17 protein-coding genes are annotated in these 21540 nt (G+C 60.1%); 5 read left to right on the plus strand and 12 right to left on the minus strand.

Annotated features, from left to right (window positions below; genetic code table 11):
• The 7 genes from pcaF to VFE81_RS22610 all read right to left on the minus strand — a co-directional run.
• The coding region (gene pcaF, locus VFE81_RS22580; protein WP_325046718.1) for a 3-oxoadipyl-CoA thiolase at positions 1 to 1081 on the minus strand (1081 nt) is incomplete at its 3' end.
• Between the two features lie 461 nt (positions 1082 to 1542).
• The gene (denD, locus tag VFE81_RS22585; RefSeq protein WP_325046719.1) at positions 1543 to 2523 is read right to left on the minus strand and encodes a D-erythronate dehydrogenase; all 981 of its coding nucleotides are present in this window, start codon (positions 2521 to 2523) and stop codon (positions 1543 to 1545) included.
• Between the two features lie 35 nt (positions 2524 to 2558).
• A complete protein-coding gene (gene otnI / locus VFE81_RS22590; RefSeq protein WP_325046720.1) occupies positions 2559 to 3347 on the minus strand; it encodes a 2-oxo-tetronate isomerase in 789 nt (262 codons plus the stop codon).
• Positions 3348 to 3545: 198 nt separating this feature from the next.
• Positions 3546 to 4208 (minus strand): aldolase, encoded by a 663-nt coding sequence (locus VFE81_RS22595; protein WP_325046721.1) that lies wholly within the window; start codon positions 4206 to 4208, stop codon positions 3546 to 3548.
• The gene (otnK, locus tag VFE81_RS22600; RefSeq protein ID WP_325046722.1) at positions 4205 to 5515 is read right to left on the minus strand and encodes a 3-oxo-tetronate kinase; all 1311 of its coding nucleotides are present in this window, start codon (positions 5513 to 5515) and stop codon (positions 4205 to 4207) included. The genes VFE81_RS22595 and otnK overlap by 4 nt, the downstream gene beginning before the upstream one ends.
• A gap of 14 nt (positions 5516 to 5529) precedes the next feature.
• Positions 5530 to 6483 carry an L-threonate dehydrogenase gene (ltnD, locus tag VFE81_RS22605; RefSeq protein ID WP_325046759.1) on the minus strand — a complete coding sequence of 318 codons (954 nt, stop codon included), beginning with the start codon at positions 6481 to 6483 and terminating at the stop codon, positions 5530 to 5532.
• Between the two features lie 10 nt (positions 6484 to 6493).
• On the minus strand, positions 6494 to 7198 hold the full coding sequence (locus VFE81_RS22610; protein WP_325046723.1) for a FadR/GntR family transcriptional regulator: 705 nt from the start codon (positions 7196 to 7198) through the stop codon (positions 6494 to 6496).
• A 431-nt stretch (positions 7199 to 7629) separates the two neighbouring features.
• Here VFE81_RS22610 and VFE81_RS22615 point away from each other — a divergent pair, with 431 nt between their 5' ends.
• Positions 7630 to 9756 carry a TonB-dependent siderophore receptor gene (locus tag VFE81_RS22615; protein ID WP_325046725.1) on the plus strand — a complete coding sequence of 709 codons (2127 nt, stop codon included), beginning with the start codon at positions 7630 to 7632 and terminating at the stop codon, positions 9754 to 9756.
• Between the two features lie 56 nt (positions 9757 to 9812).
• Entirely contained in the window at positions 9813 to 10595 is a 783-nt protein-coding gene (locus VFE81_RS22620; protein ID WP_325046726.1) for a substrate-binding domain-containing protein, read from the plus strand.
• A 197-nt stretch (positions 10596 to 10792) separates the two neighbouring features.
• Here the strand turns inward: VFE81_RS22620 and betA are convergent, their stop codons facing one another.
• From betA to VFE81_RS22635, 3 genes are all read right to left on the minus strand, one after another.
• Positions 10793 to 12484, minus strand: a complete 1692-nt coding sequence (betA, locus tag VFE81_RS22625) for a choline dehydrogenase (RefSeq protein ID WP_325046727.1) — start codon at positions 12482 to 12484, stop codon at positions 10793 to 10795.
• A 43-nt stretch (positions 12485 to 12527) separates the two neighbouring features.
• On the minus strand, positions 12528 to 14054 hold the full coding sequence (locus VFE81_RS22630) for a purine-cytosine permease family protein (RefSeq protein ID WP_325046760.1): 1527 nt from the start codon (positions 14052 to 14054) through the stop codon (positions 12528 to 12530).
• Positions 14055 to 14183: 129 nt separating this feature from the next.
• A complete protein-coding gene (locus VFE81_RS22635; RefSeq protein WP_325046761.1) occupies positions 14184 to 15692 on the minus strand; it encodes an aldehyde dehydrogenase family protein in 1509 nt (502 codons plus the stop codon).
• Positions 15693 to 15972: 280 nt separating this feature from the next.
• On the opposite strand from VFE81_RS22635, the gene VFE81_RS22640 reads away from it, so the two are divergent.
• The gene (locus VFE81_RS22640; RefSeq protein ID WP_325046728.1) at positions 15973 to 16905 is read left to right on the plus strand and encodes a LysR family transcriptional regulator; all 933 of its coding nucleotides are present in this window, start codon (positions 15973 to 15975) and stop codon (positions 16903 to 16905) included.
• On the opposite strand, the gene VFE81_RS22645 is transcribed toward VFE81_RS22640, so the two are convergent.
• Positions 16902 to 18044: a branched-chain amino acid ABC transporter substrate-binding protein gene (locus VFE81_RS22645; RefSeq protein ID WP_325046762.1), complete on the minus strand. Its 1143-nt coding sequence runs from the start codon at positions 18042 to 18044 to the stop codon at positions 16902 to 16904. The genes VFE81_RS22640 and VFE81_RS22645 overlap by 4 nt on opposite strands.
• A gap of 225 nt (positions 18045 to 18269) precedes the next feature.
• Here VFE81_RS22645 and VFE81_RS22650 point away from each other — a divergent pair, with 225 nt between their 5' ends.
• Complete coding sequence (locus VFE81_RS22650; protein ID WP_325046729.1) at positions 18270 to 19193, plus strand: LysR family transcriptional regulator; 924 nt, start codon at positions 18270 to 18272, stop codon at positions 19191 to 19193.
• Positions 19194 to 19261: 68 nt separating this feature from the next.
• Here the strand turns inward: VFE81_RS22650 and speB are convergent, their stop codons facing one another.
• The gene (gene speB / locus VFE81_RS22655) at positions 19262 to 20239 is read right to left on the minus strand and encodes an agmatinase (RefSeq protein ID WP_325046730.1); all 978 of its coding nucleotides are present in this window, start codon (positions 20237 to 20239) and stop codon (positions 19262 to 19264) included.
• 468 nt (positions 20240 to 20707) lie between these two features.
• Between speB and VFE81_RS22660 the strand changes: the two genes are divergently transcribed.
• Positions 20708 to 21532, plus strand: a complete 825-nt coding sequence (locus VFE81_RS22660) for an IclR family transcriptional regulator (protein ID WP_325046731.1) — start codon at positions 20708 to 20710, stop codon at positions 21530 to 21532.
• The last annotated feature ends 8 nt before the right edge of the window (positions 21533 to 21540 follow it).

Here is a 21540-nt window from a genome sequence, read left to right on the forward strand (position 1 = left end):
TCATGCCGAGCGGGTGGCCGAGCGCAATCGCCCCGCCGTTCGGATTCACGCGCGCGTCGTCATCCGCGACGCCGAGCGTGCGCAGCACGGCAATACCTTGCGAGGCGAATGCTTCGTTCAGTTCGATCACGTCGAACTGGTCGATGGTCATGTTCAGGCGAGCCAGCAATTTCTGCGTGGCGGGCGCCGGGCCGATGCCCATCACGCGCGGCGCGACACCTGCCGTTGCAATTCCCAGCACGCGCGCACGCGGCGTGAGACCGAAGCGCTTCGCGGTTTCTTCGTTGGCAAGCAGCAAGGCCGCTGCGCCGTCGTTCACGCCCGATGCGTTGCCGGCCGTGACGGTGCCGTCCGGACGCACCACGCCCTTCAGTTTGGCCAGCGCTTCAAGGCTGGTTTCGCGCGGGTGTTCGTCTTGCGACACGGTGATCGGATCGCCCTTCTTCTGCGCGATCGTCACGCCGACGATCTCCTGCGCGAGCGTGCCGTCGCGCTGCGCGCGTGCGGCTTTCTGCTGACTGCGCAGCGCAAACGCGTCCTGATCGGCACGGCTGATCTTGTAGTCGGTTGCGACGTTTTCGCCGGTCTCCGGCATCGAATCGACGCCGTACATCTGTTTCATCAACGGGTTCACGAAACGCCAGCCGATTGTCGTGTCGAAGATGTCGGCCTGGCGCGAAAACGCGCTGCTTGCCTTGCCCATCACGAACGGTGCGCGGCTCATGCTTTCGACACCGCCGGCCACCATCAATGCGGCCTCGCCCGACTTGATCGCGCGCGCGGCGATGCCGACGGCGTCCATGCCCGAGCCACACAGGCGGTTCACCGTGGAGCCCGGCACCCCTTGCGGCAAACCGGCCAGCAACAGCGACATGCGCGCGACGTTGCGGTTGTCTTCACCGGCCTGGTTGGCGCAGCCGTAGATCACGTCGTCGATCGCGTTCCAGTCGACGTCCTTGTTGCGCTCCATCAGCGCTTTGAGCGGCACCGCGCCCAGATCGTCGGCGCGAACCGACGACAGCGAACCTGCATAGCGGCCGATGGGGGTGCGAATCGCGTCGCACAGGAATGCTTCGGTCATAGGATGTCTCCAGTTGGTGTGCTGCGTGCGCTGCGCCGCTTCCGGTATCCCTTGGCGGCGCCGGCCGCCTGCGCATGGCACGAGCCGGATGCTTCGCAGCACCGACCCGGTGAGCGCAATGGGGAACGGCCGCATGGCAGCCGTCACGTCAATTCAGCTTAGCGCAGGATGGTGAATGGTAGGCTCGGGATTGCGGCCATTTGTTCTTTATACGAACTCACGGTCATATATCGAACAACTAGCCCCGATAATAGGCGTGTGCGCGAAACCATGTCAAGCGAAGCCGACTCGGAATCAGGGAAAACGCGCAGGCCGCCGGCCTGATTGCAATAGCTACGCAAAGGATCTGAAGATTGACGCGCTCGTGCCGGCAAACGGGCTTTTACGCGTGTCCGCACGAGGTTCTGGACCGTTCTGCGGTCCAGGGTGCTTCCGAAATATCAATCCCGACACGCGTGCTATCAGCGGGTCTGAATCCGCTCGTCCGCGATATAGGCACGAATCACATCGGCGAAGCTGCGGTCGCCGGTCAAGCCGAGCCGTTCGGCACGCGAGGGATCCCACTGCCCCGGCCAGCTGCCGACAATCTTCTCTATCCGCGCATCCGGCTGCCACACGATCCGCTTCGCTGTCTCTTCACCCGCCACCTCGCGCAGCGCCGCCACCATCTCGTCGACGCTCACCGAAATCCCCGGCAGATTCAGCACACGCTGGTTGCCGAGCGCAGCGGCATCGAGCTCGAGTCCGGCGATCAGACTTTCGATCGCCTTGCGCGGCGACAGCAGCCACAAACGCGTCGTGCCCGCTACCGGGCATACTGCCGCTTCGCCGTTCAACGGTTCGCGAATGATGCCGCTCGCAAACGACGACGCCGCCGCATTCGGCTTGCCCGGCCGCACGCTAATGGTGGGCAACCGCAACACCCGGCCGTCGACGAAACCCCGCCGCGTGTAATCGTTGAGCAACAATTCCGCAATCGCCTTCTGCGCACCGTACGACGATTGCGGATTCAAAGCGGTGTCGTTCTGCACGACCTCGGGCAGGTCGCCGCCGTACACGGCCACTGAACTTGTGAACACCACACGCGGCGTGTGCCCGCGCTGGCGGCACGTTTCCAATAGCAAACGCGACGCATCCAGATTGATGCGCATGCCCAAATCGAAATCCGCCTCGGCCTGCCCGCTCACGATCGCGGCAAGATGGAAGATTGCCGCGGTCCTGTCGTCGATCACGCTGTCGAGCACGCTGCGCTCGGCGATGTCGCCCACTTCCGTACGCATGCGGCTGTCGCCGAAATCGCTTCCGGCCACCACGTCGAGCAGCACCAGTTCGGTAATCGCTTGCGGCTTGCCGTGCTCATCCTTCAATGACCCGCGCGCCAATAATTCGCGCGCGAGACGCTGCCCGAGAAAACCCGCACCGCCGGTAATCAGTACTTTCATGATGTGCCTTGTGCCTTGTCCCTGCTTTGTCCGTATTAGCGAGCGGCGTTCAGATACGGCTTGAGCCAATCGAGCCCCGCCGATGTGCCGGCTCGCGGCCGGTATTCGCAGCCGATGTAGCCGTCATAGCCCAGCGTGTCGATCAGATCGAGCAGATACGGATAATTCAGTTCGCCGATATCGGGCTCATGGCGTTCCGGCACGCCGGCAATCTGAATGTGGCCAATGCCTGCCATATCGCGTTTGAGCTTCACCGCAAGGTCGCCTTCAACGATCTGACAGTGATAGCAATCGAACTGCACCTTGAGATTTGGCGCGCCCACTTCCGCGCAAATCGCCTGCGCATCGTCCTGACGGTTCAGAAAGAAGCCGGGTATATCGCGTGTATTGATGGGCTCGATCACGACAGTGATGCCTTCCGCTTGCGCGGCCTTTGCGGCATAGGCGAGATTCTTCAGATACACCTCGCGATGCCGGGCCCGCGACTGATCCGCGCCGATCAAGCCGGCCATCACATGCAGTTTGCGATTGCCGAGCACGCGCGTGTAATCGAGCGCGGTTTCAATGCTGCGGCGAAATTCGTCTTCGCGACCCGGCAGTGAAGCGATACCGCGTTCGCCTGCAGCCCAGTCGCCGGGTGGCGCATTGAAGAGCGCCTGAGTCAGGCCGTTCGCTTCGAGCCGCGCCTTGATTTCGCCAGCACGGAAATCGTAGGGGAACAGAAACTCCACAGCTTTGAAGCCGTCTTTTGCCGCAGCGGCGAAACGGTCGAGAAACGCGTGCTCGTTGTACATCATGGTCAGGTTGGCGGCGAAGTGAGGCATGGCAACAACTCCTTGAAAACGGTTTGGTTCAGCGCGCGCAAGCAGCAATGAATGCATGCTCCGCGGGCAAGATTTCGATCTTGCAATTGATGGATTCCGCCTCTTTGGGCCGAGCCGCCATCGCGTCGATCGCCTGCATGTCAGTCCCTGTCTGCCAGCGTGGCAGCGCCACGTGGCTTTGCTTTCCTTTGTCTGTGTCTACCAGCGCGCGCCGAACATCGTCCGAAGTTCTTCGAGTGCCGCATCGTCGAGCGGCGCAGGTCGCGGGCTTGTCATCAGCCACAGGCGCGCGGTCTCTTCGAGTTCTTCAAGCGCATACGACGCATGCGCCACTGAGCGTTCCCACACCACCGGGCCGAGGCGCTCGAGCAAAACCGCGCGAACGGTGTCCGCGAGTGCGGCGATCTGCTCGGCCACTTGTGGGTCGCCGGGACGTTTGTAACGAATCAGGGGGACATGACCCACTTTCATCACGTAGTACGGGGTGATCGGCGGCAGAACATCGGTGTCGCGCCATACCCCGGCGAGCGTCAATGCAACAAGATGCGTCGAATGCGTATGGACGATGCCGCGCGCCTCGCCGTTGCGTGCATAGATGCCCCGATGCAGCGCGAGCGTTTTCGACGGCTTGCCGCCGGACACCGCATTGCCGTCGAGATCGACCTTGGCGATATCGACCGGATCGAGCCGGCCAAGGCAAGCATCGGTCGGCGTGATCAGCCAGCCGTCGTCGAGGCGCGCGCTGATGTTGCCCGCGCTGCCCACCGTGTAGCCGCGTTGATAGAGACTCGCACCGGTCACGCAGATTTCCTCGCGGACTCGTGCTTCGTTCGTCGTGTGAAGTGCGGGCGTGCCGGTCATTGCGCGGCTCCATCGAGGTGGCGCAGCGCCTTTTCGAAAAAGTCGATCGCGCCGAAGTTGCCGGACTTCAATGCGAGCGCGAGCGGCTCAGAGTCCGTCGTTGCGGTAGCTGGCACGCCGGGATCGATCTGCGCGCCGATCCGCAACGTGCGCACGTCGAGTGCCTGCACCACGGCGCCCGAAGTTTCACCGCCCGCCACCACGAACTTGCGCACACCGCGCTCGCGCAAACCGCGTGCGATCGAAGCCAGCGTGGATTCGACCAGGTGTCCCGCTTCGTTGACGCCGAGCTCGCGTTGCACCGCTTTGACTTCGTCGGGCGTCGCGGTGGCGTAGATCAGCACGGGCTCGCCTTTGTCCAGGTACTGCTGTGCAAAAGCCAGCGCACGCTCGACCACCGGGTCGCCGCGCGCTGCCGCTAGCGGATCGATGCGAAACGCCGGCCGTGTTTCGCGCCAGGCCGCCACTTGCGCGTTGGTCGCTGTCGAGGCGCTACCGGCCAGCACCGCCGACAATCCTTCGGCACGCGGCAACCGCGCGGCATGGTTGCCTTCCGCGAGCAAACCGGCGCGACGGAAATTGCCGGGCAGGCCTAGCGCAATACCGGAGCCACCCGTGATCAGCGTGAGGTCGGCACATGCCTCGCCGAGCACATAAAGATCCGCGTCCGATACCGCATCGGCAATCGCTATTCGCATACCGTCGCAGCGTAGTGCATCGAAGGATTCGCGTACAGTCGACACGCCTTTTGCCACTGTGTCGTAACGCACGAGGCCGACTTTCGATCCGGTCTGCCGCTGAAGTACGCGCACGAGGTTCGCATCGCGCATCGGCGTCAGCGGATGGTTTTCCATGCCCGATTCATTCAGCAACGTATCACCCACGAAGAGATAACCGCGATAAATCGTGCGGCCGTTCTCAGGAAACGCCGGGCAGGCAATCGTGAAAGCCCTTGCTCCCGCGTCAGCGGGCAACACATCGAGCAAGGCATCCGTGACCGGGCCGATGTTACCGGCGTCGGTCGAATCGAATGTCGAACAATATTTGAAAAAGAACTGGCGGCATCCTTGCGCGCGCAACCAGTCGAGCGCGGCGAGCGATTGCGCGACCGCGTCGGCGGCGGGAATCGTGCGCGATTTCAGCGCGACAACCAACGCATCGGCTTCAACGACATCGTTCGAAGGGGATACACCGATGGTCTGCACCGTGCGCATGCCGCCGCGCACCAGCATGTTGGCGAGATCGGTGGCGCCGGTAAAATCGTCGGCGATGCAGCCGAGCAACGCACGTCTGGATAGAGTGGTCATGGCAGGCTCCGCGCTTACTTCCCCACCGGCAAGTCGATGCCGGGAAAAATCCTGATCACCGCGGAATCGTCTTCGCCACCATGCCCCGCGGCCGACGCCATCATGAACATTTGATGCGCCGCCGCGGACAAGGGCAACGGGAATTTCGAGCGGCGCGCAGTATCAAGTACCAGGCCGAGATCCTTCACGAAGATATCGACCGCCGAGAGCGGCGTGTAATCGCCGCTCAGAATATGTGGCACGCGGTTCTCGAACATCCACGAATTGCCCGCGCTATGTGTGATGACCTCATATAGCGCATCGGGATCGACGCATTCGCGCAAACCGAGCGCCATTGCCTCGGCGGCCACGGCGATATGCACGCCGGCCAGCAACTGATTGATGATCTTCACTTTCGAACCCGCACCATGCGCCGGGCCTAGCCGATAGACCTTGCCCGCCATCGCGGCGAGCACGTCCTCGCATGCGGCGTAGGCGGCGTCCGGGCCGGACGTCATCATCGTCATTTCGCCGGACGCGGCGCGCGCCGCGCCACCGGACACCGGCGCGTCGAGCATTTGCAAGCCGGCCGCTTCGGTGCGCTTGCCGAGTTCGATCGCGAAGTCCGGCGCCACGGTTGCACTCGCGATCACCACGCTGCCCGGCTTCATCGCGGCGACTGCGCCTTGCGCGCCGAACAGCACGGCTTCGGTTTGGGCTGCATTGACGACCAGCGTGACGACCACTTCGCATTGCGCGCCAAGCTCGGCGGGCGACGCCCAGCCCACGCCGCCGGCATCGACGAATGCTTGGAGGATCTCGCTGCGCAGATCGCACGCGTGGACCTGAAAGCCCGCGCGCAGCAGCGAGCGCGCGACGCCCATACCCATCGCCCCGAGACCGATGACACCGACATTTCTGGACATCGTTGACCTCTCCGTTGGTGAGCCGCGAGCGCCCCGGTGGAACCCAACCCAACCCGGCTCAATTCAGTTCAGCTCAGCAAATACCCGCTTCCGCGAGCCGCCGTGCCGCGTTGTACATATGCGTGCTCGCCGCATTGCGCGCCGCCATCGGATCACCCGCCCGGATCGCCGCGACAATCGCCGCATGCTCTTCACGCACCTGACGCGAGAAGTCATCGCGCAGCGCTTCGTTACCCCGCGTCACCGCGGTGCCGGCTTCGAGGTACTGATTCAGGAAGGTGAGCGTCTTGAGGAAATACGGATTGCCGGTGGCCGCGGCGATTGCGCGGTGAAAAACAACGTCTTCGGCGACGCCGTTCTCGCCTTCGGCCACTGCTTCGTCGATCCTGACGAGGGCGGCGTCGATCGACATCATGTCCGCATCGCTGCGGCTCATGGCGGCTTCCGAGGCGACTTCCGCCTCGATCGCCCGCCGCAGCGCGAGAATTTGCAGCACCGAACCCGCTTCAACCGCTTCCGCGTAGTCGATGCGCAGCGGCCGGATCGCGCCGTGCGCGGCGATGAACACGCCGCTTCCCTGACGCGGCTCGACCACGCCTTCGTTCTTCAGCCGGGAAATCGCCTCACGGATCACCGTGCGGCTCACGCCGAACTGCTGCGCCAGCACCGCCTCGGTCGGCAGCTTGCCGCCGCGCGTGAAGGTGCCTTTGTCGATCTGCCTGAGCAACTGCTGCGCGACGGTATCGCTCAGCGCGCGGGCAGGAATCTTGTCGAACATGGATGCCCCGATGGATCATGTTGTCGGGTCATCATACAAATTTGAGACTTTGGGTGCATCCATGCAAACCCTGATTTTCTGAGTGGTTCTTTGCAAATGAACTCTGGACCAAACAAACCCGTCCTGGACTTTTCAAGCGAATAAAACTGGTCTGGACGGGTTGCGTTGCCTTGAAGGGTGGCAAAGAAGGCTGGCCTGGATCGCATCATCTGGATTCTTGCGCTATCAGCAATTCAACGCGACAGGCCGTGCGTGCCGCCCCACTCGGCGACCGTCTTCGCTCAGCGAAGAGCCAGATATCAGTCGCAAAGTTTCATGGACCGAGCTTTGGCCGAATTCCATCTATTGCATGCCACTACTTGTCGAAAGCGCATACGTCACGTTATATATAGCCAGATACAACGACACAAAAAATAGATACATCAAGGTCCATGACTCGCTCAATCAACGCCTTTCAGGCGCTCACACTCGTATCAGCGGGGATGGGTGCGACATTCTCAGCCCATGCTCAAGACGACGGAATCCAGCTCACACCTGTGGTTATCACCGGAATATCTCCCTCCCAATACCCTTCGTATCAGATCGACCGAACGAAAATTGGACCGCTAGGCGAGAAGGAGCTTCTTGATACGCCGTACTCAATTAGCGTCGTCCCCTCATCGCTCGCGGAGAATCAGCAACTCCAGAGCGTGCGGGAAGCGTTTCGCTTCATCCCGACGGTTCAAGGCGAAAATATCCGCCCTCAGACTCGCGGGCTGCAAGCCGGGGTTGTCCAGAACACGCGGATTGATGGCCTGAGTATCGCCGCGACAACCGACTACCCAATCGAGCAATTCGAGCAGATTGAGGTTCTAAATGGTCTCGCCGGTGCCCTGTACGGGGCCGCCAGTCCTGCCGGCACGTTCAACTACGTGCTCAAACGGCCAACCGCCGAGCCGTTACATGAGTTCACGCTCGGCTACGCCTCACGCGAGTCTTTGACTGAACACCTGGACCTCGGAGGACACTTCGGCAACGACGACCGCTTCGGCTATCGGCTGAATTTGCTCAACCAGAACGGTGAAGGATATGTGGAGGGCAGTCGTCTGCGCCGACAACTGGCAAGCCTCGCGTTCGACGTTCGCTTCTCTCCGGACACGAAGCTTGAGACCAATTTCAGCACGTACCACTATCTGTCGACTGGATTCCCCGGAACATTTGCATTAGCGCGTAACGTGCCCTTTCCCAGTGCGCCCGACCCTACACGTCCGGGCTATGGGCAATCGTGGGCGGGTGATGACAACGTCACCAACATGTTCAGTGCCACCTTGAAGCACGACTTCAACAAGAACTGGCACTTAAGCGCTGGCGTGTCGAGAGAGACGAACGATCGTGCGTCGACCGTGCCGACCAACACCATCACGAGCAAGACAGGCGCCTATACGACGACCACGGCTACAACTACGTACAGTCTGGACACGATTGTCAGCAACACGGTCGCGCTGAATGGCCACACCGAGCTTGCAGGCTTATCACACGACGTCTTCGTGTCAAACACGGGTTTCTTCTGGAATCGATACACACCGTATCAGACAGGCGCGATTACGCTCGGCACTGCAAGCATCGACGACCCACTGTCTTTTGCGAAACCTCCGCTGCCCGATTTCTCAAATCGATATCGGTCCGTCAATACGGTCCAGCAGTCGATTAGCGTCGGTGACACGATTGGGTTCAACAAGTACTGGTCAACGCTACTGGCCGCGAGCCAGAGCTGGATACACACAGAGAACTACAGCAAGCAGGGAGCGACGACCAGCAAGTACAACGCGAGCGGCATCAGCCCGACGGCCAGTCTGATGTTTAAGCCACGGGATAATATGACGGCGTATCTGACGTACGCTGACAGTCTTCAACAGGGGGACAATGCCCCGGCCGGATCAGCGAATGCGGGAGATAGCCTCGCTCCGTACCGAAGCAAAGAATGGGAACTGGGCTACAAAGTCGACGTGAGCCGGGTTACGCTCGGCGCCGCCCTTTACCGCATCGAGCGACCGTACGCGTATGTAGGTGCGAACAACGTTTTTGCTGAACAAGGTCAACAGGTTAATCGTGGACTTGAACTGACCGCGACAGGCGCGGTTACAAGAGATCTCAACATCTTCACGGGGATCTCGCTACTCGATCCCCGTCTGTTCGACACTGGGTCGGCGTCTACCAATGATAAACAAATCCTCGGACTATCGCGCGTCGTATTCAACGCGCTACTTGACTACTCCGTGCCGGCCGTCGCCGGTCTCGGGTTCAACGTCAACATGAACTACGCAAGTCGTCGGCCTGGCAACTATACGAACACAGACTATGTCGACGGCTATACCGTCTTTGATCTCGGTGCGCGCTACAGAACGAAAATTGCCGGCAAATCAGTGACGCTGCGCATTGCCGTCGACAACATCACCAACCGCCAGTACTGGGCCAACATCACGCCAAGTGGACAAAGTGGCTACAGCGGCTCCGACAATGGTACAGGCACGCTTGGCGCTCCTCGTACCGTCCGCGCTTCGCTACAAATCAATCTCTGAACAAGGACCGACATATGGTACTTCGCACTCTCCTTGCCGCCGCTCTCGGTAGCACCATGAGCATCGCGTGGGCGCAGCAAGCGCCCGGCACAGCAGTTGTCACGATCTATGCTGCCGGAAGCATGGGTGGCGCACTCACCACTATTGCGCAGCAATACACCGCAGAGTCTGGCCAGAAAATTGATCTCGTTACAGGGCCAGCAGGTCTTCTACTGGACAAAATCGATCATTCCGCCAAGGCGGATATTTTCGTTTCCGCAAATATGGCGCATCCGCAGCGCCTCACGGCAGAAGGAAAGGCTGCACCTACTGTCGTTTTCGCGAGAAATCGGGTTTGCGTTCAGGCTCGCCCGGACGTCGGCCTGACAACGGACAATCTGCTCGACAAACTGCTTGATCCGAATGTCAAGATCGGCACTTCAACCCTCAAGGCAGACCCGGGCGGTGACTATGCATGGGAGTTGTTCGCGAAGGCTGACTCAGTCCGCCCCGGAGCGAAGCAGATTCTGGAGACGAAAGCACAGCAACTGGTTGGTGGCCCCGCAGCGCCACAGGTTCCAGTGGGGCAGAATCCCGTGAAATACTTTATGGCGACTCGGCGTGTCGACGTCTTCATCGGCTATTGCAGCTCTCACGAAACAAAGCCCGATTCGACTCTTGTGCAGGTCGAACTCCCGGCCAATCTCAGCATCTCCGCAGACTATGGAATGACAGTCCTGGAGCCGCCGCAGACCGCTACCACGCGAAACGCCGCTTACCGGCTTGCCTTGTACCTGATGAGCCCGGCGGCACAGGACGTCCTCACACGTTACGGGTTCACGCCGGTCGCGCGCCAATAGCATCTGCGCCGTCCAACGCGCCAAGGCGTTCGCTTCTCGCCGGACGGCACGCTTCGACAGAGCGTCCAGGTTGCGCTATGAGGTCCGCCCTCTGCCCGTCGGCGATCGGCGGCACGCGACCGGGAGATAGCAACTGTCGGACTGGATCTTGCAAAGACCTCATCAGCGGCTACTTCGTGGTTATCCCGGCGTCCACCCTACCCCACATGCAAATTTCGCGTCGGCGCATGCGTGCGTTGCCGCGTCTCCCACCCCTCGGCCAAGCCCACGTCCACATCGGACTCGGGCAGCATGGAAACTGCCCGGACCAGGTCGGACGCCCGTTCGGCGAGCATGATCGTCGGCGCATTCAGATTGCCATTGGGCTCGGTCGGGAATACCGACGAATCGATCACGCGTAAGCCCTCGATACCGTGAACCCGCAACTCGGAGTCGACCACGGCCATGTCGTCCTCCCCCATGCGACACGAACCGCACGGATGCATCGTGCTTTCCAGGTTCGCCCTGACGAAGGCGTCGATCTGCTCATCTGTTTGCACATCCGGACCAGGAGCGAGTTCGGCATCGCGGAAACGATCCATCGCCGGCTGGCCGATGATTTCCCGGGTCAACCGAACGCAGCGTCTAAATCCTTCGCGATCCTCTTCGCGATCCAGATAGTTGAAGCGGATCTCCGGGTGCATATAGGGATCGGCTGACGTCGATCGCACATAGCCTCGGCTCTTCGGCTTGTTCGGTCCGGTCAGCACCATGAACCCGTGGCCCTTGAACGGCTTGTCGCCGTCATAGCGCATGGCTGCCGGCAAGAAATGGAATTGAATGTCCGGCCAGCGCAATCCCGCTTCTGAGCGGATGAATCCACCCGCCTCGAAATGGTTGCTAGCGCCGAGGCCATCCTTGAACAAAAGCCAGCGTAGGCCGATCATGAATTTGCTGAATGGATCCATTTTCGAGTTCAGCGTGACGGGTTCCTTGCACGCGTATTGGATATAAATCTCCGCGTGATCCTGCAGGTTCTCGCCTACGCCGGGCAAGTCATGTTTGACCGCGATCCCCGCCTTGCGCAGTACCTCGGCAGGACCGATGCCGGAGCGTTGCAGCAAGTGAGGCGAGCCGATCGGACCCGAGGCAATCAATACTTCCGCCCGGCATCGCGCGGTATGCGTGACGCCGCCTTGATCGTACGCGACCCCGACAGCGCGTTTGCCCTCGAGAATCACGTGACGTGTCATCGCATTTGTGATCACGGTCAGATTGGGCCGCTTCATCGCGGGGCGCAAATAAGCATTTGCTGTGGACCAGCGCACACCATCCTTGACGGTCATATGCATCGCGCCGAAGCCTTCCTGCATATGGCCATTACAGTCCTCCGTCTTGATGTAGCCAGCCTCTGCCCCCGCCTCGATCCACGCACCGTACAGTGGATTCGCCATGTTATTACCGTTATTGGTGGATAGCGGCCCCTCCGCGCCCCGGTACTCGTCGCCACCGAACTTGTAGGTCTCCGCGCGCCGGAAATAGGGCAAGCAGTTGCGATAACCCCAACCTCGCGCGCCGAGTTCCTCCCATTCATCGAAGTCGCACGCGTGGCCACGAATATAGACGAGGCCGTTGATCGATGATGATCCTCCCAGTACTTTGCCGCGCGGGCAGTGCAGTTGGCGGCCATTCAGATGAACTTCGGGGGCGGTCTGATAACGCCAGTTGTACTTGCTCGTATTCATCGGCATCGAAAACGCGCTTGGCATCTGAATGATGACACTGCGATCGCTGCCGCCGTATTCCAGTACCAGAACGCGGACCGCCGGGTCCTCCGTGAGCCGGTTGGCCAATACACATCCGGCCGATCCTGCACCCACAATGATGTAATCAAATTGCTCGGTAATCATGAATTTCTCCTACTTCCAGGATCTTGACGGGTTCGTCTGTGGATCAGTAGCGACTCGTGTCGCCGGTAGTGTATTGCGGTGATGTCTTCTCAATCTGGGCAATGACCGACGCTTCGTACTTCAGATCGAGCGAGCGCGACAACACGTAATAGGCGATGCCCGAGACGAACAGACCGACCAGCCAGGCCAGATCGACGCTGCCCATCGCACGGGAAAACGGGCCGACATACACTTCATTTGAGCCGTCGAGAACGCAGAAGAACGGAATCATCGCAACAAAGCCAATCGCGTAGGCCAGCAAACCGCGCGCGCCCCATTTTCCGTACAGGTTGTTGTGAGGCATGAAGAAGTGCGGAATCGCATAGCGCCCCTTGCGGACGAAAAAGTAGTCCGTCAGATTGACTGCAGTCCAGGCCACCAGAAAATACAGCATGACGACGAGGTAAATATTCAGAACAGAGAGGCCCTTACCCGAGGTATAGATGCTCAGGGCCACGCCGAGTTGAAGGATCACCACGAAGAGAATTGCCAGAATGCGGGTCCTGGGAGTCGGCTGGACTTTCCGGAACGAATCAACTGCCGTGATAGCCGTCAATTTGGCGCTATAGATGTTCATCGCGATCACCGGCAGAAACGCCAGGATCGTGACGGCAACCACAATGCTTCCCATACCTGGTGCCAGGTCGTTACCCACCTGATCCAACGCGACCAGCACATCCGTTGCATGTAGATGGTCCGCGAGCCAACCCCCAATCGCAATCATCCAGGCGCCCGACAGCGATGCGCCCAGGAACACCGCCGCGATCAGCTTGCCGCTCGGCGTGTTTTTCGGCAGGTAGCGAGAATAGTCGGATACGTACGGTGCGTAAGCGATGTTGTAGCTGGCGGCTGCTGCGAATTGCGCAACGAATGCAATCCAATTGAAGCCCAGCGGTGGCAGCGGTGCTGCACCCGGTGCGACGGCGGCGAGAGGCAAGTCATGCACCCAGTGCATCAAAACGGCCACTGTCACCAGGCCGTAGAGTGGAAGCGACAGATACAACGCCCATTTGAAACTGCGGTGCATCCAGTCGTGGCCAAGAATTGCCAAAATCGAAGCCGGCACCGTGACTGCCAACGCCACTTTGACTGGGTCCCAGTTGAACAGTGCTTTGAGACCCTGCATCATCAACACCAGATTGACGATGTTGAATCCCGCAAACACGAATAGCGTTGCCAGCAAGACAACGATGACCCCGCGATAGCCGAACTGCGCTCTCGACTGAATCATCTGCGGCAAGCCAAGATGAGGGCCTTGCGATCCGTGAAAAGCCATGAACAACGTGCCGAACATGATGCCCAGCGTGCCGGCTATCGTCGTCCACAGTGCGCTCAGGCCAATGCTGGGACCGACAAAGCCGATAGTCATGGTGAAGAACGTGAAATTACCGAGAAACCAGAACGGTCCCTGCCTGGATAGCCTGTCGGTTCTTTCGTTACCCGGAATAAAGTCGATTGAATGACCTTCGATGGCCCCGTGCTCGACCCCAACTACGGCGCGTTTAACTGTTTCGTCTGTTGCTTGCATCATGTACCCCTGGCTGCAATGAGAGGTTGATGGAATAGAGATGAATCCGGCATGCATGCTGGCCACGACGTCCACTCGTTACGTGGCGCTCGGCTCACGTTTATCTGGGGGCGTCGTCAGCGCATACGCGCTTCAGTGCAGCGTGATCCAGACCGCCTTGCTCTCCATCAGATGATCAAGTTGTTCGGGCCCAAGGTCCTTGCCGAAGCCGGACTCTTTGAATCCGCCAAATGGCATTGACGGATCAATGGTGCTATGTGCATTAACATAGACCGTGCCGGCGCGCAATTGCGGGATCAACCTGTGCACGCGGTTCAGGTCATTGGAGTAGATCGCCGCTGCAAGACCGTACGGCGAATCATTTGCCAGCGACAAAGCATCGTCCAGGTCGTCAAAGGGAGCGGTTACCAGCACCGGGCCGAAGATCTCTTCGCGGACTATCTTCATGTCGCTGCGACAATGCGCAAAGATGGTCGGCTCGACGAAATAGCCTGGCCGGTCCAGTACATGACCACCGTGCACCACTTCCGCGCCTTCGCGCCGCCCCGCTTCGATATAGGAAGCGACGCGATCCTTCTGAAGCTCCGAAACGAGCGGGCTGATGAAGCAATCCCGATCCAGACCGGGAGCAATCTTCAGCTTGCGGGTATGTTCGATCAGCGAGCCAATGAACCTGTCGTGAATGCCGCGCTGGATGTAGACCCGTGTCCCCGCATCGCAGACCTGTCCGGAATTGAAGAAGATGCCGTTTGCGACGGCCTGCGCCGCCGCCTCGACGTCGGCATCCTCCAGCACCAGCACCGGCGACTTGCCACCCAGTTCGAGCGTGAGGCGTTTGATGCCTCCCACGGCCGCGTGCCCGACAGTACGGCCCACCTCGGTGGAACCGGTAAACGTGATCTTGTCGATGCCCGGATGAGTGGCCATGGCCGCGCCAATTTCGCGCCCACGTCCCGTTATGACGTTCACGACGCCGTCAGGAATCCCGGCCTCCTGCACCAGCTCCGCGAAGCGAAGGGTCGACAGCGAGGTAAGTTCTGCGGGCTTGATCACAGTGGTACAACCAGCGGCAAGCGCTGCGGCCACCTTCCACGCCATTGTTTGCAGGGGGAAGTTCCACGGCACGATCACGCCGATCACACCGATGGGTTCCTTGCGCGTATAGGCAACGTATTCACCAGGCAGGGAGGGTTCAACCGTGCGGCCGTGGAGCTTCGACGCCCACCCGGCAAAATAGCGGAACGTGTCGATCGTGCCTTGAACGTCGACGTCACGCGCATTCGCGACGGACTTGCCTACGTCGATCGATTCGATCTCGGCCAATTCAGTTGCGTTCGCCTCGATCAGATCAGCGAGTCGATGGAGCAGCCGTTCTCGCTCAAGCGGCTTGAGCCTTCGCCATGGTCCGCCATCAAACTGTTTGCGGGCAGCTTCGACCGCGCGATCCAGATCCGCGGTGGTGCCTAAGGGAATGTGCGTGATCACGCCCGTGGTGGACGGCTCGATCACGGCGAAGGATTCCCGGTCGCCTTGCGGCACCCACGCGCCGCCAATAAACATTTTCTGCGGCTTGATGAGAAAGCGTTGCGTCTCTTCGAGGACGCCAAACTTCGCCAGGTAATTTTGTACGACGGTATCCATCATTGTCTCCTGTCTTACGGATTGACTGCCATTCAGCCTCTAATGGGCTGGTTTCATGCGAGTGAGTCCGCGTGTTCTTGCAACGTCTGGCGAGGACCTCGCGGGATCGCCGGAAGGGTCAGCCGCTCACAAACGACCGGAGGTCCATCGATATAAACGTGGCTTGTGGCAGCGCGGCGTTCTGAGAGACTATGGACGACATGCCCGGGGGTAAAAATCACGTGAATCAGATGTTCATATCGGGAATATCGAAGCAAGCGGTGCAATGGGAGCGACGACAGTGATCCAGTTGCAGGACGTGGACCTCAAACTACTGAGGGTTTTCATGACGGTGGTACGGTGCGGGGGGTTTTCCGCTGCCCAGGCGACCCTGAACGTCAGCCAGTCGACGATCAGCGAGCAGATGACGACGCTCGAAACGCGCTTGGGACTCAAGCTTTGCGAGCGCGGGCGGAGCGGATTTCGCCTCACTGAACACGGCGTGGCGACTTACGAGGCGGCGCAGCGGCTGCAGGTGGCGGTAGAAAGCTTCTGTGTGGATACCGATGCGCTAAAAAAGCACGTCTCGGGAAAGCTGTACCTCGGCATCATCGACAACACCGTAACCGACTCGGCCTCGCCGCTGCCGCAAGCACTGCAAGCGTTCGTGTCGCGGGGGCACGACGTGCATCTGGATGTCTACGTGGGCACGCCTGCCGAACTGGAGGAACGTGTGCTGGATGGCCGGCTGCATATTGCCGTCGGACATTTTCCGCTTCATGTGCCGGGGCTGACCTACACGGATCTCTATTGCGAACCGGACGGCCTATATTGCGGAAAGAGTCACTCGCTTGCCGGCCGCTCGCAGGCCGACATCGCACTCGAGCAGGCCATCGCGTCAAGCCGTGTTGTTGCACGGGGTTATCTGCAGCAGCACGACCTTCAAATGCTCAAGGTCAGCAAAGCCGCCGCAACCGTCGACAATATCGAGGCGCAGGCGATCCTTATTCTATCGGGGGCATACATCGGATTTTTGCCGATCCACTACGCTGCCCGATGGATCGCGCGCGGCGAGATGCATCAGATATGCCCGGACCAGTTCGGCACCCAGTGGCCATTTTGCGCGATCATACGGCGGGCCGCCGTGCCCCCGACCATCCTGCAGGTATTCATGATCGACTTGATGGAAAGCTACCGTACGGTCGGGCAAACGGCGCACACGGGGCAGGCTTAGGGTTGTGCGGACGCAAGAGGCGTCGGCTCGCCATTTCGATAGTGATAGATGGTGATGGGAGAATCCGTGAGATCGCGATTCTTGTCGAACCGGTAGTGGCCCGAAACACCACGGGAATCGATGTTCGCCAGCGCAGCGCGGTACTGGGCCGGCTCGATCGAGTTCGCCTTCGTCATCGCTTGCGCCACGATGTTCACGCCATCGTACAAGGCAGCGCTGTAGGTTAGCGGATCGGTATGAAAGCGTTGCTTGTAGTCCGCCTTGAACCGGCGGCCTTCCGGTGTTTGGTCCAGGACGGGGCCGCCTTGCGGGCAATACACGCGCGTGTCGACCGAATCGCCGCCAAGTTTCGCCAGTTCAGCGTTACACATTGCATCGCCACCCAGCAGGTAGCCATTCATTGCGAGGCGCTTCATCTGCTTGCGCAACGCACCGGCCTGCGCGTAGTAACCACCATAGAAGATTCCTTCCGCGTTCGCACCCTTGACGTGCGTGAGAATCGACACGAAATCAGTCGCCTTGTCAGTTGTATATTCCCGATCCACGATCTCGATGCCGTTGGCTTTAGCCGCGTTGACGAATTCATCGGCGACGCCCTGACCATACGCGGTGCGATCATCGATCACGGCGATACGCTTGATCTTCAGTTCCTTTGCCGCAAATTCTCCCATCCGGCTGCCTAGTTGGGTGTCGCTGGCGGAGATGCGAAACACGAACGGATAGTCGTGCTGTGTGATCGACGGATTCGATGCGACCGTCGCCATCACGATGCCTGATCCGTTCACGAGGTTCGAGATCGGAATCGCGACGCCAGAATTGAAAGGCCCGAAAATAACCTTCACGTTGGCGTCCACCAGACCCTGCGCGACCGTCATACCGGTACGCGGATCGGCGGCGTCGTCTTGCGAGACCAACTCGAAGCGGGTTTTCTGACCTCCGATCACGAGACCCTCGGAATTCAGACGCTCGATCGCCATTCTCACGCCGTTTTCGTCGTCCTTGCCGATGGCGGCTTGCGGGCCGGTCAATGGCCCCGTCAAACCGATCTTGACAACCTGCTCACCTGCTGTCGCGCTCAGGGAGATCATGCTCAAAACGACTGCTGTCAACCAGCTTGTACCTGCGTATGACTTCTTCATCATGCTCTCCTCACCCCGAGTGGTGTGCCAAACCGGGTCGCCGACGAGGAGCGAATCTCACCGGCATGGCACAGATAACATCGCTTGGCCCCGTCCTCCGCGACAGCTCTTCCGATGTACGGACAGTTGGGTTGACAGCAATTCTGTGTAGCCAAATTCCTCAATAAAATGCACCATTGATGAAATACATTTCGGAAACTCCCGAAGTAATCGAGAGGCACCACGATGCAAGTTCAGGACACGGATCTCAAGCTATTGCGAATTTTCGAAACCATCGTGCGATGCGGTGGCTTCGCGGCTGCGCAGCCCATTCTCAACATCGGCGCGTCGAGCATCAGCGAATATATGTCGCAACTGGAGACGCGACTCGGACTGCGGCTATGTGAACGCGGACGCGCCGGTTTCCGCCTCACTGAGGAAGGCGCGGAACTGCACGCCGCCGCGCAACGTCTGCTTGGCGCGGTCGACACGTTTCAAATGGAAGCCGGCGCACTGCGCAATCAACTTTCCGGCGTGTTGCGCTTCGGCATGATCGAAGCGACGTTGACCGACAAGTACTCGCCTCTACCCATGGCGATTCGCGAGTTCGGCCAGATGGCGCCGGAAGTGCGCCTGCATGTGCAGATCGAAACGCCGGGAAGTATGGAGCAGCATGTGCTGGATGGTCGTCTGCATCTCGCCGTGGGGCCGTTTCCGGTGCACATTCCTGGCCTCGATTACTTGCCGCTCTATCGTGAGGAACAGGGTCTCTACTGTGCGTCGACTCATCCGTTGCACGAACGGGCGAGCGGCAGGATTCCTGTTTCTGTGCTCAGTAAGCAGCGACTGGCGGCCCGCGCTTATCTCGGCAATCAGGAATTGAAGTTGCTGCACATGCCGGAAGCCGCGGCCTCCGTCGATAACGTTGAGGGCCGGGCCATGCTGATTCTGTCCGGCAACTACATCGGCTTTCTGCCGCCTCACTACGCGCGGCCCTGGGTGGACAACGGCTTGTTGACCCGCATCGACCCCGAGCACTACGTGACGCATCTGGACTTTCAGATAATCACGCGCAAAGGCGGCGAATCGGCACGGGTCGTACAGGCCTTTTGCAATCAGTTGCGGGCCGCGGCCAAAGAAGTGAGCCGCGCCTCGCGAAGCGGCAGGTAGCACCCGTGGTTGATAACCCGGCCATGTGTGACCGGCTATCACGTTCCACGCGCCGAATAGCGCGCGGATTAGCGAGAAAGGTTTCGTTTGACTTTGCGTTGATGCATGACACGGCCGATGGTGTTCAGCAGCAATTGCGCCGCAAGAATTGAAGTCGAGCCCGAATGGTCGTAATCAGGCGCAACTTCCACAAGATCGATGCCGATCACGTCGCCTTGCTCTGCGAGGCCCGCGAACAGTTCGAGTCCTTCGTAGTACAGCAGGCCACCGTGGCTCGGCGTGCCCGTGCCAGGCGCAATCGAGGGATCGAAACCGTCGATATCGATCGTCAGGTAATAGCGCACGCCCTTCGGGATGCGATCCAGCACACCCTGGATGCCGAGGCGCCGGAGATCGCGCACCGAGATAATGTCCGAGCCCATCTCACGCGCCTGTGCATAACCCTCGCGCGCAGTCGACGACACGTTGCGAATGCCGATTTGCGTCATGCCCGACACAACGCTTTTCTCTGCCGCGCGCCGCAGTGGATTACCGTGGCCGTATCGCACGCCATGACGCTCGTCGACGAAATCGAGGTGCGCGTCGATATGAACGATATGAAACGTCTCCTGACCTTCGAACGCGTTGATGCACGGAATGTTGATCGAGTGATCGCCGCCCATCACCACCGGCAACGCGCCTGCCGCCAGAATCTTGCGCACGCCGTATTCAATGTTTGAGTGGCTCTTTTCAGTGTTGGTGTGCACCATGTCCGCATCGCCGATATCCACGATACGCACTTCGTTGCTGGGCAGATAAACCACATCGTCTTCGAAGTCGTATGCGCCGCCGTGGCCGAACGAGAACAGCGTCGACGCATCGCGAATCGAACGTGGGCCAAAGCGCGCCCCGGCACGCCACTGGGTGCCGCAGTCGAAGGGCGCGCCCATCACTGCGACATCCGCATCGATCTTGTCCCAGTCGAGACACAAGGGGGATTTCGCGAACGTGCAGATTCCCACAAACGGCAAATTGAGCCGCCCCGTTTCGTAGCTGTTTTCAGACATGATTGCCTCCGTCCTGTTTTATTCGTCCAGATAGGGGCGACACATAGGCGCCGCCCTCTCCATTGCTGCAGCAGCGCCCTTTGTCAGGAGCGAGTGGTGCATCTGCAACGGAGTCTAGGCAAACAAATTCAACGGAAGAATGCCAAAAATAAGAAATACACTTCGGAATAGTCCGAAGCGATGTTGACACGTAACGAAACCGTCGAGTTCATCTAGGGCACGATGCGCAGCTATCCAGCCGCAACTTTATATGCAACATGGGCAAACGCGTATCGCGCACAAGTCCCGTTGAATCAATAACTTAGCCTGCCACCTCAGAGCAGATTCCATTTATACGGACCTGGAGCAAAAGCGGTCAAAGTTGGCGAAACAGAAGGCTTGAGCTATCGTCACGCCTTTGCGCAGCATCGCGCCGGCCGAATCGCGCGATCGTTGCGCGCACTCCTTCGAACGCACCGTCCTAGGCCTATGAGCAAAGCCCTGCCGCCGTCTTCCGCCGTTCCTGTCAGCGCCGAGCCGGCCCCGGACAAACCGGGCGACTCGTATGTGCAGTCGTTCGCGCGAGGCCTCTCGGTGATCCGCGCGTTCAATGCCGCTCGCCCCGAACAGACGCTCACCGACGTCGCCGCCGCCACCGGCCTGACGCGCGCCGGCGCACGCCGCATCCTGCTGACCCTGCAGACGCTCGGTTACGTGGAGGCCGAAGGCCGCCTGTTCCGCCTCACGCCGAAGATCCTCGACCTCGGTTTCGCGTATCTGACCTCGATGCCGTTCTGGAACCTCGCCGAACCGGTGATGGAAACGCTGTCGGCGCAGGTTCACGAGAGTTGCTCGGCGGCCGTGCTCGACCGCACCGAGATCGTCTACGTGCTGCGTGTGCCGACTCATAAGATCATGACCATCAACCTGTCGATCGGCAGCCGCTTGCCGGCGTATTGCACGTCGATGGGCCGTGTCCTGCTGTCCGCGCTCGACGACGAAGCGCTCGAAGCGACCCTGAGCTCGGCGCCGCTCTACGCGCACACGCCACGAACGGTGACCGACAAGGAAGAGCTGAAAAAGCTGATCGCGCAGGTGCGCCGCCAGGGATGGGCGATCGTCGATCAGGAGCTGGAAGGTGGTCTGATTTCGCTGTCCGCGCCGATTCGTAATCGCCAGGGGCGCGTGATCGCGGCAATGAATATCAGCGGCAACGCTCAGCGCAATTCGGCCAGGCAGATGGTGAAGGCGTTTCTGGAGCCGCTGCAGCAGGCCGCGCAGACGGTCTCGGAGATGGTGGCGCGGCGCGGTTGAGGAGACCC

This window comes from Paraburkholderia sp., assembly GCF_035656215.1.
Taxonomy (GTDB): Bacteria; Pseudomonadota; Gammaproteobacteria; order Burkholderiales; family Burkholderiaceae; genus Paraburkholderia.

What these genes read in the sequence shown, in the direction of transcription:
- denD (WP_325046719.1), bottom strand. Translation starts at nt 2,523, where the DNA reads ATGAAAGTACTGATTACCGGCGGTGCGGGTTTTCTCGGGCAGCGTCTC.
- otnI (WP_325046720.1), bottom strand. Translation starts at nt 3,347, where the DNA reads ATGCCTCACTTCGCCGCCAACCTGACCATGATGTACAACGAGCACGCG.
- VFE81_RS22595 (WP_325046721.1), bottom strand. Translation starts at nt 4,208, where the DNA reads ATGACCGGCACGCCCGCACTTCACACGACGAACGAAGCACGAGTCCGC.
- otnK (WP_325046722.1), bottom strand. Translation starts at nt 5,515, where the DNA reads ATGACCACTCTATCCAGACGTGCGTTGCTCGGCTGCATCGCCGACGAT.
- VFE81_RS22610 (WP_325046723.1), bottom strand. Translation starts at nt 7,198, where the DNA reads ATGTTCGACAAGATTCCTGCCCGCGCGCTGAGCGATACCGTCGCGCAG.
- VFE81_RS22615 (WP_325046725.1), top strand. Translation starts at nt 7,630, where the DNA reads ATGACTCGCTCAATCAACGCCTTTCAGGCGCTCACACTCGTATCAGCG.
- VFE81_RS22620 (WP_325046726.1), top strand. Translation starts at nt 9,813, where the DNA reads ATGAGCATCGCGTGGGCGCAGCAAGCGCCCGGCACAGCAGTTGTCACG.
- betA (WP_325046727.1), bottom strand. Translation starts at nt 12,484, where the DNA reads ATGATTACCGAGCAATTTGATTACATCATTGTGGGTGCAGGATCGGCC.
- VFE81_RS22630 (WP_325046760.1), bottom strand. Translation starts at nt 14,054, where the DNA reads ATGATGCAAGCAACAGACGAAACAGTTAAACGCGCCGTAGTTGGGGTC.
- VFE81_RS22635 (WP_325046761.1), bottom strand. Translation starts at nt 15,692, where the DNA reads ATGGATACCGTCGTACAAAATTACCTGGCGAAGTTTGGCGTCCTCGAA.
- VFE81_RS22645 (WP_325046762.1), bottom strand. Translation starts at nt 18,044, where the DNA reads ATGAAGAAGTCATACGCAGGTACAAGCTGGTTGACAGCAGTCGTTTTG.
- VFE81_RS22650 (WP_325046729.1), top strand. Translation starts at nt 18,270, where the DNA reads ATGCAAGTTCAGGACACGGATCTCAAGCTATTGCGAATTTTCGAAACC.
- speB (WP_325046730.1), bottom strand. Translation starts at nt 20,239, where the DNA reads ATGTCTGAAAACAGCTACGAAACGGGGCGGCTCAATTTGCCGTTTGTG.
- VFE81_RS22660 (WP_325046731.1), top strand. Translation starts at nt 20,708, where the DNA reads ATGAGCAAAGCCCTGCCGCCGTCTTCCGCCGTTCCTGTCAGCGCCGAG.